11 protein-coding genes are annotated in these 13,896 nt (G+C 71.2%); 3 read left to right on the top strand and 8 right to left on the bottom strand.

All coding sequences use genetic code 11. The features are described from left to right. The first annotated feature begins 24 nt into the window (after positions 1-24). Together KV106_RS21855 and KV106_RS21850 are read left to right on the top strand one after the other, a co-directional pair. The gene (locus tag KV106_RS21855) at positions 25-654 is read left to right on the top strand and encodes a TRAP transporter small permease subunit (protein WP_057592567.1); all 630 of its coding nucleotides are present in this window, start codon (positions 25-27) and stop codon (positions 652-654) included. Continuing rightward, positions 651-2,594 carry a TRAP transporter large permease gene (locus KV106_RS21850; protein WP_261212303.1) on the top strand — a complete coding sequence of 648 codons (1,944 nt, stop codon included), beginning with the start codon at positions 651-653 and terminating at the stop codon, positions 2,592-2,594. Before KV106_RS21855 ends, KV106_RS21850 begins: the two co-directional genes overlap by 4 nt. A 67-nt stretch (positions 2,595-2,661) precedes the next feature. Here KV106_RS21850 and KV106_RS21845 read toward each other — a convergent pair whose 3' ends face one another. The 6 genes from KV106_RS21845 to KV106_RS21820 form a co-directional block, all read right to left on the bottom strand. Beyond that, a complete protein-coding gene (locus tag KV106_RS21845) occupies positions 2,662-3,630 on the bottom strand; it encodes a Bug family tripartite tricarboxylate transporter substrate binding protein (protein WP_057592569.1) in 969 nt (322 codons plus the stop codon). Positions 3,631-3,676: 46 nt separating this feature from the next. Then, positions 3,677-4,684 carry a hydroxymethylglutaryl-CoA lyase gene (locus tag KV106_RS21840; RefSeq protein WP_057592570.1) on the bottom strand — a complete coding sequence of 336 codons (1,008 nt, stop codon included), beginning with the start codon at positions 4,682-4,684 and terminating at the stop codon, positions 3,677-3,679. Next, positions 4,681-5,886 carry a CaiB/BaiF CoA transferase family protein gene (locus KV106_RS21835; protein ID WP_261212301.1) on the bottom strand — a complete coding sequence of 402 codons (1,206 nt, stop codon included), beginning with the start codon at positions 5,884-5,886 and terminating at the stop codon, positions 4,681-4,683. Before KV106_RS21835 ends, KV106_RS21840 begins: the two co-directional genes overlap by 4 nt. Next, positions 5,883-7,268, bottom strand: a complete 1,386-nt coding sequence (locus tag KV106_RS21830; protein ID WP_261212299.1) for an MFS transporter — start codon at positions 7,266-7,268, stop codon at positions 5,883-5,885. The genes KV106_RS21835 and KV106_RS21830 overlap by 4 nt, the downstream gene beginning before the upstream one ends. A gap of 130 nt (positions 7,269-7,398) precedes the next feature. Then, positions 7,399-8,292: a LysR family transcriptional regulator gene (locus KV106_RS21825; RefSeq protein ID WP_261212297.1), complete on the bottom strand. Its 894-nt coding sequence runs from the start codon at positions 8,290-8,292 to the stop codon at positions 7,399-7,401. A 16-nt stretch (positions 8,293-8,308) separates the two neighbouring features. Next, positions 8,309-10,345 (bottom strand): PEP/pyruvate-binding domain-containing protein, encoded by a 2,037-nt coding sequence (locus tag KV106_RS21820; RefSeq protein ID WP_261212295.1) that lies wholly within the window; start codon positions 10,343-10,345, stop codon positions 8,309-8,311. 153 nt (positions 10,346-10,498) lie between these two features. Here KV106_RS21820 and gorA point away from each other — a divergent pair, with 153 nt between their 5' ends. Next, the gene (gene gorA / locus KV106_RS21815) at positions 10,499-11,860 is read left to right on the top strand and encodes a glutathione-disulfide reductase (protein ID WP_261212293.1); all 1,362 of its coding nucleotides are present in this window, start codon (positions 10,499-10,501) and stop codon (positions 11,858-11,860) included. A gap of 8 nt (positions 11,861-11,868) precedes the next feature. Here gorA and KV106_RS21810 read toward each other — a convergent pair whose 3' ends face one another. Together KV106_RS21810 and KV106_RS21805 are read right to left on the bottom strand one after the other, a co-directional pair. Next, positions 11,869-12,771 (bottom strand): ketopantoate reductase family protein, encoded by a 903-nt coding sequence (locus KV106_RS21810; RefSeq protein ID WP_314733649.1) that lies wholly within the window; start codon positions 12,769-12,771, stop codon positions 11,869-11,871. Between the two features lie 55 nt (positions 12,772-12,826). Then, the gene (locus tag KV106_RS21805; protein ID WP_057592576.1) at positions 12,827-13,741 is read right to left on the bottom strand and encodes a LysR substrate-binding domain-containing protein; all 915 of its coding nucleotides are present in this window, start codon (positions 13,739-13,741) and stop codon (positions 12,827-12,829) included. Positions 13,742-13,896: the final 155 nt, after the last annotated feature.

Here is a 13,896-nt window from a genome sequence, read left to right as displayed (position 1 = left end):
GCGCCCGGCGAGGAGTTCGTCCCGATGCAATCCTTCCTGTTGGCGGTCGACCGGTTCTCGACATGGATCGGCAAGACTTTCGCCTGGTGTGCCCTGCTGCTCACGCTGCTGATCAGCTGGGAGGTGTTCTCGCGCTACGTGCTCAACCGGCCGCATGCCTGGGTACTCGACGCGCAGATCATGCTCTACGGCGCCATGTTCATGACCGCCGGGGCCTACACGCTCTCGAAGAACGGCCACGTGCGCGGCGACGTGCTCTACGGCTTCTTCATGCCGCGCACGCAGGCGCTGGTCGACCTGGTGCTCTACATCGTCTTCTTCCTGCCCGGCATCGTCGCGCTGACCTGGGCCGGCTGGATCTACGCGAGCGAGGCGCTCGCGATCCGCGAGCAGACCTTCTCGGCCGAGCCGCTGCCGCTGTACCCGTTCAAGTTCATCATCCCGCTCGCGGGCTTCACGCTGCTCCTGCAGGGCATCGTCGAGATCATCCGCTGCGTGCAGTGCATCCGCGACGGCGCCTGGCCTTCGCGCGAGCAGGACGTCGAGGAGGTCGACGTCGAGAAGCTCAAGGAGATGGTGCACGTGAAGGACGCCGACATCGCCGCGCTCGACCGGGTGGTGGTCGCCAACGAGGCACGGGAGGGCGCGCGATGAAGATCCGCCGCGAACTCTGGTTCGGCCTCACCTTCATGGCGCTGATCGTGATCGCCGGCGCCGCCATGCTGCTGAGCGCCGAGACCATCACCAACGGCCACCTGGGCCTGCTGATGCTGTCGCTCGTGGTGGTGGCGATCATGCTGGGCTTCCCCACCGCCTTCACGCTGATGGGCATGGGCATGCTCTTCACCTTCCTGGCCTACGAGCGCGACTGGCACCGCACGCTCGACCTGATGGTGCAGTCGGCCTACAAGACCATGGCCAACGACGTGCTGATCGCCGTGCCGCTGTTCGTCTTCATGGGCTACCTGGTCGAGCGCGCCAACCTGATCGAGTCGCTGTTCAAGAGCCTGCACCTCGCGCTCGCGCGGCTGCCGGGCGCGCTCGCGGTCGCCACGCTCGTGACCTGCACCATCTTCGCGACCGCCACCGGCATCGTCGGCGCGGTGGTCACGCTGATGGGCCTCTTGGCGCTGCCCGCGATGCTGCGCGGCGGCTACAGCGTGCCGCTGGCCGCGGGCGCGATCACGGCGGGCGGCTGCCTCGGCATCCTGATACCGCCCTCGGTGCTGCTGATCGTCTATGGCGCCACCGCCGGCGTGTCGGTGGTGCAGCTCTACGCGGGCGCCTTCTTCCCGGGCCTGATGCTGGCCGGCCTCTACGTGCTCTACGTGATCCTGATCGCGAAGCTCAAGCCGCAGTGGGCACCGCCGCTGTCGGCCGCCGAGCGCGTGGTGCCGCTGCCGCCGCTGACGCAGCGGATCGCCGCCAGCCCGTCGGCGCATGCGCTGCTGGGCCTGCTCAAGGGCAAGCGCAATGCCGAGGTGCCGCTCTCGCACGTGCTCAGGCAGCTCGGCATCGTGGCGCTGCCCGCCGTCGTCTACGCGCTGCTGGCGCTGGGCAGCTACAAGGCCGTGACCACGGTCGAGGCCGAGGCACGCTACGACATCGAGGAGATCGGCGCATCTAGAAGCAGCAGCGGTGGCAGCTCGAGCGGATTGCAGGAACCTCCCGCCGAAGGTGGCCTGCAGGAGCCGCCGAGCGAAGGCGGGCTGCAGGAACCGCCGGGCGAGGAGCCCGCGGCCGGTGCCGTCGCCGAACCGCCGGGTGCCGAAGCACCACCGGCGGCGCCCGCGCCCGCCACCGAGACCGCGCAGACCGCGCCGGCCGGCGCCACCACCAAGCCGCCGCCCACCTGGTGGGTCGCGACCTTCTCGGTGCTGGGCGCGCTCACGGCGCTGTTCTACCTGTTCCTGAGCTTCGCGCGGCTCGAGATCTTCAAGATGCTGCTGGCCTCCTTCTTCCCGCTGGTGCTGCTGATCCTCTCGGTGCTGGGCTCGATCGTGCTGGGCCTGGCCACGCCCACCGAGGCCGCGGCCATGGGCGCGCTCGGCGGCATGCTGCTGGCGGCGGCCTACCGGCGGCTCAACCTCGCGGTGCTCAAGGAGTCGGTGTTCCTCACCGCCAAGACCTCGGCGATGGTGTGCTGGCTGTTCGTGGGCTCGGCCATCTTCTCGGCCGCCTTCGCGCTGCTCGGCGGCCAGGCGCTGGTCGAGGAATGGGTGCTGAGCATGAACCTCACGAAGGTGCAGTTCCTGCTGCTGAGCCAGGTGATCATCTTCCTGCTCGGCTGGCCGCTCGAGTGGACCGAGATCATCGTGATCTTCATGCCGATCTTCATCCCGCTGCTCGACAACTTCGGCGTCGATCCGCTGTTCTTCGGCCTGCTGGTGGCGCTGAACCTGCAGACCGCCTTCCTGTCGCCGCCGGTGGCGATGGCGGCCTTCTACCTCAAGGGCGTGAGCCCGCCGCATGTCACGCTGAACCAGATCTTCCTCGGCATGCTGCCCTTCATGGGCATCCAGATCCTCGCGATCTTCCTGCTCTACATGTGGCCGCAGATCGGCCTGTGGCTGCCGCAGCTGCTTTACAAGTGAGGAAGACGACGGCGGAGGGGAAACGCATGGCGGCGGCCGACCACCGGCCGCCGCCATGCGCGCGGGCTCACTCGCCCTCGATCTTCGCGGCCTCGACCACCTTGCCCCAGCGCAGGTACTCGGCCTTGCTGTAGTCGGCGAGCTTCTGCGGGTTCATGTAGTCGGCCGTGGCGCCGAGCTCGGCGGCCTTCTGCTGGAAGGCCGGCGTGGCCACCACCTTGGCGATCTCGGCGCTGAGCTTGTCGATCACGGGCTGCGGCGTCTTCGCGGGCGCGAACACGGCGAACCACGAGGTCGCGTCGAGGTTCGGCAGCCCGACCTCGGCCGCGGTCGGCACGTTCGGCAGCGAGGCCACGCGCGCCTTGCCGGTGACGGCCACCGCGCGCAGCTTGCCCGACTGGATGAAGGGCATGAACGGCGGCGGCGTGCCGAAGGTCATGTCGACCTGCGCGCCCAGCAGGTCCTGCAGCGCCGGGCCGGTGCCCTTGTAGGGGATGTGCGTGAGCTGGATGCCGGCCTGCTGCTCGAGCATGGCGCCGGTCACGTGCTGCAGCGAACCCGGGCCCGAGGAGGCATAGGTCAGCTTGCCCGGGTTGGCCTTGGCATAGGCGATCAGCTCGGCCATGGTCTTCACCGGCAGGCCCTCGCGCACCACCACCACCTGCGGCGCGCTCAGCACGTTGGCCACGGCGCGGAAGTCCTCGGGCACCCACTGCGCCTTCTGCTTCGTGACGTGGGGCGAGATCACGTGATAGCCCGAGTACTGCATCAGCAGCGTGTGGCCGTCGGCCTCGGCGCGCTTGACCGCCACCGCCGCGATCACGCCGCTGGCGCCGCCGCGGTTGTCGACCACCACCGGCTGGCCCAGCGCCTTGCCCAGCGGGTCGGCGAGCATGCGCCCCGCGATGTCGGTGGTACCGCCGGCGGCCGTGGGCACCAGCATCGTGATCGGCTTGGAGGGATAGGTCTGGGCCAGGGCCGGGCCGGCGAGCAGCGCGGCCGCGGCCAGCGCGGCGATGAAGCGAAGGGGTTGCATGCGAATGTCTCCTGGTCTTGTGGGATGAAAGGGAAGCAAAGCGGTCTCAGTGCGCGCGCGCGGCCTCGCGCGCCAGCGCGCGTTCGCGCGTGGCCTCGAAGTCCGCGGGCGGCGCATGCAGGTCGAGCCGGCGGCCGGCCTTGACGATCTGGCTCGGGATGTCGTGGCCGATCAGTGCCGGCAGCCGACGCGCGGCATCGATCACGCGCTCGAGGTCGACGCCGGTGTCCCAGCCCGAGAGCTCGAGCGCATGCACGATCTCCTCGCTGCAGACGTTGCCGGTGGCGCCCGGCGCATAGGGGCAGCCGCCGATGCCGCCGATCGAGGCATCGAAGCGGCGCGCGCCGGCGTCGATGCCGGCCAGCACGTTGGCCAGGCCCATGCCGCGCGTGTTGTGGAAGTGCAGCGTGAGCTCGGTGCCGGGCCAGCGCTGCAGGAAGGCGCGCGCGAGCCCGTGCACCTGGCCGGGCCAGGCCATGCCGGTGGTGTCGCACAGCGTGACGCCGCCGGCGCCGAGCTCCTCGACGAAGCGCTCGCACCAGCCGAGCACGCCGGCCTCGGGCACGTCGCCCTCGATCGGACAGCCGAAGCTGCACGACAGCGAGACATTGACCGCCACGCCGGCCTGGCGCGCGAGCGCCGCCACCTCGGCCAGCGCGCGGAACGACTGCTCGCGCATCATGCGCAGGTTGGCGAGGTTGTGGCTCTCGCTGGCCGACATCACGAGGTTCATCTCGTCCACGCGCGCATCGATCGCGCGCTCGGCGCCGCGCACGTTGGGCACCAGCGCGGTGTAGGCCACGCCGTCCACGCGCTCGATCTCGCGCAGCACCACCTCGGCGTCGCGCAGCGCGGGAATGGCCTGCGGCGAGACGAAGGCCGAGACCTCGATCTTCGCCATGCCGGCGCGCGAGAGCGCGTTGCACAGCGCGATCTTGTCCTCGGTCGGCACGAAGGCCGCCTCGACCTGCAGGCCGTCGCGCAGGCCCACCTCGCACATCCGCACGCGGCGATCGCCATCGAATGTTCTTCCGTTCCAGACCGCGTCGTTCATGCAACCACCTTCCTGCCGCGCAAGGCGGCGATGTCTTCCGATGTGAATCCGATCTCGCCGAGCACCGCGTCGGTGTCGTCGCCCAGCCGCGGCGCCGAGGAGCGCACCGTGCCCGGCGTGCCCATGAGCTTGGGCACCACGCCGGGCACCTCGATCTCGTGGCCGTCGCGCGTGGACTGGCGCAGCAGCATCCCGCGCGCGCGGTAGTGCGGGTCCTCGGCGATGTCCTTCGCGGTGTAGACCTTGCCCGCGGGCACGCGCGCCGCGCCGAGGACCTCGAGCACCGTCGCCACCGACTGCGGCAGCGTCCAGGCCTCGATCGCCTGGTCGATCTCGGCCACGCGCGCCACGCGGCCCGCGTTGTTCGCGAGCGCGGGATCGGCGCCGAGGTCGTCGCGGCCGATGCTTTGCATGAGCCGGCGGAAGATGCTGTCGCCGTTGCCCGCGATCAGCACGTAGCCGTCGGCGCAGCGGTAGGCGTTCGAGGGCGCGATGCCCGGCAGCGCGCTGCCCGCGGCCTCGCGCACCGCGCCGAAGGCGCTGTACTCGGGCACCAGGCTCTCCATCACGTTGAACACCGCCTCGTTGAGCGCCACGTCGATGACCTGGCCCTGGCCGCCGTTGACCTTGCGGTGGTAGAGCGCGGTCAGCACGCCGATGGTGCCGTGCAGCGCGGCCAGCGTGTCGCCGATCGAGATGCCGCAGCGCACCGGCACCCGGCCCGGTTCGCCCGTGAGGTGGCGCAGCCCGCCCATGGCCTCGCCGATGGCGCCGAAGCCCGGCAGGTCGCGGTAGGGGCCGGTCTGGCCGTAGCCCGAGATGCGCAGCATCACCAGGCCCGGGTTGCGCTCGCGCAGCACCTCGTAGCCCATGCCCCAGCCCTCGAGCGTGCCGGGGCGGAAGTTCTCGATCAGCACGTCGGCCTCGGCGATCAGCCGGCGCGCGATCTGCTGGCCCTCCTCGCTGCGCAGGTCGAGCGCCAGCGAGCGCTTGTTGCGCGACTGCACCTGCCACCAGACCGAAGTGCCGTCCTGCAGCAGGCGCCAGTTGCGCAGCGGGTCGCCGCTGCCGGGTGGCTCGATCTTGATCACGTCGGCGCCGAATTCGCCGAGCGTCTTGCCGGCGAAGGGGCCGGCGATCAGCTGGCCCATCTCGATGACGCGCAGGCCTTGCAGCGCGCCGGGACTCAGGGGAAGGTTCATGGCTTGGAGGCTTTCTCGGCGAAGGCGACGGCGGACGCATGCAGCGCGCCGCTCGCGGGGGAACGTGAAGCGGCCGATGGACGCGGCTCGCGCCGGCGCAGCGATTCGGGCAGCGCGAAGGCCAGCAGCGCCGCGCACAGCAGCGCCAGCGCGCCGATGACGTAGAGCGCGGGCGTGGTGCTGCCGCTCAGGTCCTTGATGCGGCCCACCATCACCGGGCTCACGATGCCGCCGAGCTGGCCCAGCGTGTTGATCAGCGCGATGCCACCGGCCGCGGCGGCGCCGCTCACCAGCTTGGGCGGCAGCGCCCAGAAGGCCGGGATCGAGGCGATCACGCCCGCGCCCATCACGGCCAGCGCGAGCACCAGCAGGTCGGTGTGGTGGTCGAACAGGCCGGCCGCGAAGAAGCCGATGGCCGCGAGCAGCAGCAGCGCGATCACGAAGCGGCGGCGCTCGCCGCTGCGATCCGACAGCCGCCCGACCACCACCATCGCGATCGCGCCGCACAGGTAAGGCACGGCCGTCAGCAGGCCGATCGCCGTGGGATCGGTGCTGCCCGAGGCGCGGATCAGGTGCGGGGCCCAGAAGTTCAGGCCATAGGACGCGACCTGGATCAGGAAGTAGATCAGCCCGAGCATGAGGAAGCCCGGCGTCTTCAGCGCGTCGAGCAGCGAGCCATGGGCGCCGGCCGCGCCGCCCTGCTCGGCGATGCACAGCGACAGCCGCGTGCGCTCGCCGGGCGTGAGCCAGTGCGCGTCTTCGATGCGGTCGTCGAGCCGCACGAACACCAGCAGGCCGAGCACGATGCACGGCAGCCCGCCGACCAGGAACAGCCAGTGCCAGCCGGCCATGCCGAGCAGGCCGTCGAAGTGCGCGAGCACCAGGCCCGCGGCCGGCGCGCCGAACAGGCCCGCGAAGGCCGAGGCGAGGAACAGCATCGAGGTGATGCGGCCGCGATGCGCGGCGGGGAACCACAGCGTGAGGTAGAACAGCACGCCGGGCGCGAAGCCCGCTTCCATCGCGCCGATCACGAAGCGCAGCGCATAGAACTGCCACTCGGTCTGCACGAACATCATGAGCGCGGTGGCCACGCCCCACGAGACCATGATGCGCGCGATCCAGCGCCGCGCGCCGACCTTGTAGAGCATCAGGTTGCTCGGCACCTCGAACAGCACGTAGCCGACCACGAACAGCCCGGCGCCGAAGCCGTAGGCGGTGTCGCTCAGGCCCAGGTCGCTCTGCAGCGCGAACTTGGCGAAGCTGATGTTGATGCGGTCGAAGAAGGCGAAGAGATAGCACACCATGATGAGCGGCATGATTCGCCACGCGACCTTGCGCACGATGGCGCCGTCGTCGTCGAGGAGGGAGGTGGGGGTAGCCATGGGAGCCTTTGTCTGCGCGGCTCGCCAGCACGACGCCGCATTCGTTGCCCGGATTCTGGGCAGCGCGGCCGCGCGGGAGAACGACAAAGGCGAGCACGCAGCTTTCGCGGAACGCGAAAGCGCTCGAGGGTTAACCCTGGCAAAGGTGGTCGATCAGGGTGCGCACGTGGCGCGGCACCACGCCGGCGTCGCGCAGGCCGATCAGCAGCCGGCGCTCGGCCCAGGCGTCGTCGAGCGCGATCTCGCGCAGGCCCATCGAGCGCAGGTGCGGCTGGATCGCCGCGTGCGGCAGCACGGCCACGCCCATGCCGGCGGCCACCATCTGGCACACGGCATCGAAGCTGCGCACCTGGATGCGCAGCCGCAGCCGCCGGCCCAGCGCCTCGGCCGCGGCCTGCAGCCGCTGCGCGAGCGAGGTCTCGGCCGGCAGGCTCACGAAGTCGTACTCGGTCGCCTCCTCGAGCCGCACGCTGCGCCGGCGCGCCAGCGGATGGCCGCGCGGCACCACCATCACCAGCCGGTCGACGCGGTAGTTGACGATGTGCAGCCCGAGGCTCGGCGTGCCCTCCGCGAAGATGCCCGCGTCGGCGCGGCCGTCGAGCACCGCGAGCACGATCTCGCTGCTGTTGCGTTCCTCGAGCTCGATGCGGATGCCGGGATTGGCCGCCACGAAGCCCGACAGCCCGCGCGGCAGGAACTGCGTGACGGCCGAGGTGTTGACCCACAGCCGCACCACGCCGAGCACGCCCGAGGCGTAGTCGGACAGGTCGGCCGCGAGCTGGTCGACGTCGTCGAGGATGCGCTGCGCATGGCGGTGCAGCGCATCGCCCGCTACCGTGAGCGTGACGCCGCGCGAATGGCGCTCGAGCAGCGGCGTGCCCACGGCGGCCTCGAGGTCGGAGATGCGCTTGCTGGCCGCGCCCACCGCGAGGTGCGCGAGCTCGGCGCCCTTGCTGATGCTGCCGGTGCGCACCACCAGGTTGAACAGCGACAGCGAGACCAGGTCGAGGCGGTGCAGGTTCATGGCGCCGGTCCCTGCTTCAGCGGCGGCGCTCGACGTAGGGCCGCGCCTGCAGCAGCACGATGCGCTCGCCCACGGTGGCCCATTCGATGTCCTGGTCGACGCCGCCGAAGCCGCGCTTGACCGCCGCGCCGACGTTCGCGAGCCGCACCACGAGTTCGTCGGTCAGCACGCTGCGGCCGGCCTCCAGCGGCACCTCCTTCACGCCACCGTCCTTGTCGAGCTGCAGCGCGCTGTCCTCGGCCGAACGGCTCAGCACCTGGATCGCCTTCGACCAGCTCGAGTACATGAGCTGCTCGGCCACGCGCCGGCCCTCGACCACGCGGATGCCGATGCCGCGCTTGGCCGAGATGTAGGTGACGTGCGGATGGCCCGCGTCGAAGGGGTCGCGCGTGATCATCACGCCCGCGCTGGTGGCATCGATCGCGGTCTGCACGAACACGCCCATCAGCACCGACTCGGCGCCGAAGCCCGCGGCGCCGCGCGCCTCCCAGGCCTCGGCATTGAAGACCGAGGCCCAGACCTTCTTCACCGCGAGCTCGAGCGCGTCGCCGCTCTTCACGTTGGGCACGGTGGTGTAGAGGCCGGCGCCGCTGAAGCCCGGCAGGTCCTCGGAGTTGGACGAGCTGCGCACGAACACGCCGCCGCCGCCGAGCTGCGACTGCCAGGCCGCACGCCACGCGGCCGCGGTGGCGGGATCGACCGGCCACTGCACGATCTCGGCGCGCAGCGCCTCGAGCGCGCGCTGGCGCACCAGTGGATCGGCCGCGAAGCCCGGCGCTTGCTGCATGCGCGCGATGCGCTCGGCGAGGCCGTGGGCGCGCATGAAGCGGTCGTAGTGCGCGAACGGGATGCAGAAGCCGTCGGGCACGCTGGTCGACGGGATGCGCGCGGCCTGCAGCGCGCCGAGGTTGGCCGCCTTCACGCCGCACTGCGCGCTGTGGCGAGCGCGCAGCGAAGCCAGCGGCAGCAGCCGCGCCTCGCGCAGGTCGGGCCGCACGGCCGCGGCGCCACCCGGCGCGGCCGCACCGCGGCCCATGGCGGCCGTGCGCGCGGCGCGCGTGGGCAGCGCCGCGATCTCTTCCGGCGTGAGCGGGCGCACCTGGTAGCCCGAGGCCGCGACCTTGAGCGCCACCCACTGGCCCGCATGCGCGCGCAGCGCCTCGGCCGCGTCGCGCACGTAGGCGTTGGGAATGCCCCAGCCCTTGGCCAGCAGGTTGACGTGCGACAGCGCCGTGGACGGCCGCTCGGTCAGCACGCCCGCCACCGGCGGCAGCGCGATCGGCACCTGGCGCAGCACCGCGATGTCCTCGGGCAGCAGCGCGTTGACCGCGCCCTCGTCCTCGACGATGCGCACCCGGCCGCTGGCCGTGCCGAGGTTCATCGGCAGGTAAGGCTGCTCGCGGATCAGCGCCTCCTGCGTCACGAAGTCGACGCCGGCCTCGCGTGCCACGCGTTCGTGCAGCGTGGAGTTGGTCTTGAACTTCACGGGCGCGAAGAAGCTGGCCTTCACCGCGCGATCGGCCTCGCGCAGCAGCGGCGCGGTGAGGCGGTCGCCTTCCCAGAATTCGTAGCCGAAGCCCGCGACGTTCTGCTGCCAGCTCAGCGTGCCGAACAGGAAGCGGCGGTCGGGCACGAGGTAGTTGCGGTCGATCTCGCGCTTGCCCGCGTGGGGCGCCAGGCCGGTGTCGCGCACGAAGCGCACATGCAGCTGCCAGCGCGGCGTGTCGAGGTAGTACACGCGCGGCGCCGGCTTCGCGCGCCGGTCGATCACGAACAGCACGTGCGGCAGCGCCATCGGCGTGCCGGCGTCGTAGGTGCGCGCGAGCGCGTCGAAGTCGGCGCGGCTGGCGAGCGCGGGCAGCGACGAGGCACCGCCGGCGGGGCGCACGGGCGAGGCCGGCGCCTCCACGCGCTTTTGCGCGTCATAGAACGAGGGCTTGCGCGCGAGCTGCGCATCGGCGGGCAGGGGCGCGAGAACGGACAGGCACGCCACGAGCAGCGCAAGCCGGCGCGCGACCGCGCCGCGTGGAAGGTGCCTGGGGTCGTTCTTCATGCGCTTGTCTCTGTCCTTCGATGCCGACAAGCGCGGATTCTCGCTCCACCGCCGCCGGCGCGCGCGACGCCTCGCAGAGTGTTCCAAGCCCCGTACCCGGCAGCGGTCATCGACGCGGGCTACAGTGCGCTCGCAAAGGAGCGCCTTTATTCCATGTCCACCCCTTACGACTTCGATCTCTTCGTCATCGGCGGCGGCAGCGGCGGCGTGCGCGCCGCGCGCATGGCCGCGCAGACCGGTGCCCGCGTCGGCCTGGCCGAGGCCGCCGAACTCGGCGGCACCTGCGTCAACGTCGGCTGCATTCCCAAGAAGCTCTACAGCTACGCGGCCGGCTATGCCGAGTCCTTCGAGGAAGCCGCGGGCTACGGCTGGCAGCTGCCCGGCGAGCCGGTGTTCGACTGGTCGCACCTGAAGTCGCAGCGCGCCAAAGAGATCTCGCGGCTCAACGGCATCTACGCCTCGCTGCTCAAGAACGCGGGCGTCACGCTGGTCACGGGCTGGGCCCAGCTCGCCGACGCCCACACGGTGGAGGTCGACGGCAAGCGCTACACCGCGCGCCACCTGCTGGTGGCCACCGGCGGCATGCCCTTCGTGCCCGACATCCCGGGCCGCGAGCACATCGTGACCTCCGATGCGATGTTCGACCTTGACCCGTTCCCGCGCCGCCTGCTGGTGGTGGGCGGCGGCTACATCGCCTGCGAGTTCGCCTCGATCTTCAACGGGCTCGACGCGAAGGTCACGCTGCTGCACCGGCGCGCGCACCTGCTGACCGGCTTCGACGACGACGTGCGGCAGTTCCTCGCCAACGAGATGGGCAAGGCCGGCGTCGACGTGCGCCTGAACTGCGAGGTGGCCTCGGTCACGCGCACCGCCGACGGCCTGGTGGCCACGCTCGCGCGCGGCCAGCAGATCGAGGCCGACACGGTGCTGTTCGCCACCGGACGCGTGCCCAACACGCAGGGCCTGGGCCTCGAGGCCGCGGGCGTGGCGCTCGACGAGCGCGGTGCGATCGCGGTCGATGCGCACTACCGCAGCTCGGTGCCCTCGATCTATGCGGTGGGCGACGTCTCCACGCGCGTGCAGCTCACGCCGGTGGCGCTGGCCGAGGCGATGGTGGTGGTCGACGAACTGTTCGGCAAGGGCAAGCGCCGGCTCGACTACGAGTTCATTCCCACCGCCGTGTTCACGCACCCGAACATCGGCACCTGCGGCTACGGCGAGCTCGACGCGCGCGCGAAGTTCGGCCAGGTCACGGTGTTCTCGAGCGAGTTCAAGTCGCTGCGCCACACGCTCTCGGGCCGCAGCGAGCGCACCTTCATGAAGCTGGTGGTCGACACCAAGAGCGACCGCGTGGTGGGCCTGCACATGGTGGGCGCCGACGCGGGCGAGGTGGTGCAGGGCTTCGCGGTCGCGATGCGCGCGGGCGCCACCAAGGCGATGTTCGACAGCACGGTGGGCATCCACCCGACCGCGGCCGAGGAGTTCGTGACGATGCGCGAGCCGATGCCGGGCTGAGGCCCGGTTCAGGCCCGCGCCGGCTTGTCCTCGAGCAGCCGCACCAGCGTCCACAGCAGCCGGTTGGCCGGCACCGGCACGCCCAGCGCCTCGCCGCGGCGCAGCACGAAGCCGTTGAGATGGTCGATCTCGCTGCGCTTGCCGCGCGCGAGGTCCTGCGCGGTCGAGGAGAACTGCGCGGGCATGGTGCGCGCGATGCCCGCCACCGCGGCATCGATGTCGCCCGGGATCGTCACGCCCTCGGCCCGCGCGACCGCGAGGCATTCGGCCACCACGTCGCGCAGCACGCCGGGCACGCCCTCGTTCTTCACCAGCACGCCGTAGGGCAGCTGCGTGATCGCCGACAGCGCGTTGTAGGCGCAGTTGAGCACCAGCTTGGCCCACAGCGCGCCACGCACGTTGTCGGAGATCTCGGTCGGCACGCCGGCCGCGCGCAGCGCCTGCGCGACTTCCTCACCGCGGGCCGAGGGCGCGATCACGAGTTCGCCGCGGCCGTTGTGCTTGACGTGGCCCGGGCCCGCCATGCCGGTCGCGACATAGACCACGGCCGCGGCCACCTCGTGGTCCCGCAGCACGGAGCGCGCGCGCTCGTCGTTGTCCACGCCGTTCTGCAGCGTGAGCACCAGCGCGCCGGGCGCGAGGTGCGGCGCGATCTGCGCGGCGGCGGCCTCGGTGTCGGTCGACTTGACGCAGAACAGCACGAGGTCGGCGCCCCGCACGGCGTCGGGCTCGGTGCTCGCGGCCATGGGCACGTGCTCGTCGAAGGTCTGGGCCTCGAGGCGCAGGCCGCGGGCCCGCACGGCCTCCACGTGCGCGGGCCGGCCGATCAGCACCACCTCGTGGCCCGCGCGCGCCAGCATGGCGCCGTAATAGCAGCCGACCGCGCCGGCGCCCATGACTGCGACTTTCATCGATGCATCGTCCTTGTCGTGAGAAGGGATGGCGAGCGTAACCACTCGCGCGTTTTCATGCCTCGGCCTCCACGCCGCGCGACTTCTGGCCCTCGTCGAGCAGCCAGGCGCGAAAGGCCGCGAAGGCCGGCAGGTCGAGCCGGTCGGGCCGGTAGCAGAGGTAGTGGCCCTGGTTCACGCCGACCGGCGTGCCGCAGGGACTGAGCAGCGAGCCCTCGGCGAACTCCTCCTGCACCAGCAGCTTCGGCACCAGGCCGATGCCCAGGCCGTTGAGCGCGGCCTGGATCAGCGCCGAGTACTGCGCGAAGCGCGGGCCGGCCACGGTCTGCACCTCGGGCACGCCGTGCTGCGCGGCCCATTGGCGCCACGCGGTGGGCGCGCCCTCGTGGTGCAGCAGCGTGTGGCCGAGGATGTCGGCCGGCTGCGCGATGCGGTGCCGCCCCTCGACCAGCGAGCGCGCCACGATCAGCACGAACTCGCGGCCCGCGATGTATTCGGACACCACGCCGGGCCAGCCGTCGGGGCCGTAGCGGATCGCCGCGTCGACCCCGGCCGGGATGCCGTCGCTGGGCTCGAGATGGCGGCTGAAGCTCAGCATGACGTGCCGGCTCTTCTGGCTGAAGGCCGGCAGCCGCGGGATCAGCCACTTGGTGAGGAAGGTGGGCACGCTCGCGAGCGTGAGCAGGCCGGCGCCGGCATCGCCCGAGCGCGCCTCGAAGGTGGCGGTCTCGATCGCGCGCAGGCCGCCGGCGATCTTCTGCCAGTAGACGCGGCCCTGCGGCGTGAGCTGCACGCCGCGCCCGTTTTTCTGCAACAGGGCGCGGCCGAGGAAGGCCTCGAGCCCCGCGATCTGCTTGCTGACCGCGCTCACGGTGATGCACAGGGCGCCGGCCGCGAGCGTCAGGCTCTCGTGGCGCGCCACCGCGTCGAAGGCCAGCAGCTCCTGGATGGTGGGGCAGTCGCGCTTCATGCATGGCTCCGGTTGATGAAAGTTCGGTGAAAAACAGTTGCCAACAGCTCAAGTGTCGTCATCCAACTTTCACCCATGAATACCAAGGCGCTTCCTAGAATTCAGGCCGATGCGGCGGAGGACCCGACGCAGACAGTAGCGCATCCGGAAAGTAT

The organism is Variovorax endophyticus, assembly GCF_025376855.1.
GTDB lineage: Bacteria > Pseudomonadota > Gammaproteobacteria > Burkholderiales > Burkholderiaceae_C > Variovorax.
The sequence above is the reverse complement of the archived record's forward strand: the minus strand, read 5'-3'. Positions and strand labels throughout refer to the sequence as shown.

Coding starts and splice junctions, on each gene's coding strand:
- KV106_RS21855 (WP_057592567.1), top strand. CDS start 25: ATGCAATCCTTCCTGTTGGCGGTCGACCGGTTCTCGACATGGATCGGC.
- KV106_RS21850 (WP_261212303.1), top strand. CDS start 651: ATGAAGATCCGCCGCGAACTCTGGTTCGGCCTCACCTTCATGGCGCTG.
- KV106_RS21845 (WP_057592569.1), bottom strand. CDS start 3,630: ATGCAACCCCTTCGCTTCATCGCCGCGCTGGCCGCGGCCGCGCTGCTC.
- KV106_RS21840 (WP_057592570.1), bottom strand. CDS start 4,684: ATGAACGACGCGGTCTGGAACGGAAGAACATTCGATGGCGATCGCCGC.
- KV106_RS21835 (WP_261212301.1), bottom strand. CDS start 5,886: ATGAACCTTCCCCTGAGTCCCGGCGCGCTGCAAGGCCTGCGCGTCATC.
- KV106_RS21830 (WP_261212299.1), bottom strand. CDS start 7,268: ATGGCTACCCCCACCTCCCTCCTCGACGACGACGGCGCCATCGTGCGC.
- KV106_RS21825 (WP_261212297.1), bottom strand. CDS start 8,292: ATGAACCTGCACCGCCTCGACCTGGTCTCGCTGTCGCTGTTCAACCTG.
- KV106_RS21820 (WP_261212295.1), bottom strand. CDS start 10,345: ATGAAGAACGACCCCAGGCACCTTCCACGCGGCGCGGTCGCGCGCCGG.
- gorA (WP_261212293.1), top strand. CDS start 10,499: ATGTCCACCCCTTACGACTTCGATCTCTTCGTCATCGGCGGCGGCAGC.
- KV106_RS21810 (WP_314733649.1), bottom strand. CDS start 12,771: ATGAAAGTCGCAGTCATGGGCGCCGGCGCGGTCGGCTGCTATTACGGC.
- KV106_RS21805 (WP_057592576.1), bottom strand. CDS start 13,741: ATGAAGCGCGACTGCCCCACCATCCAGGAGCTGCTGGCCTTCGACGCG.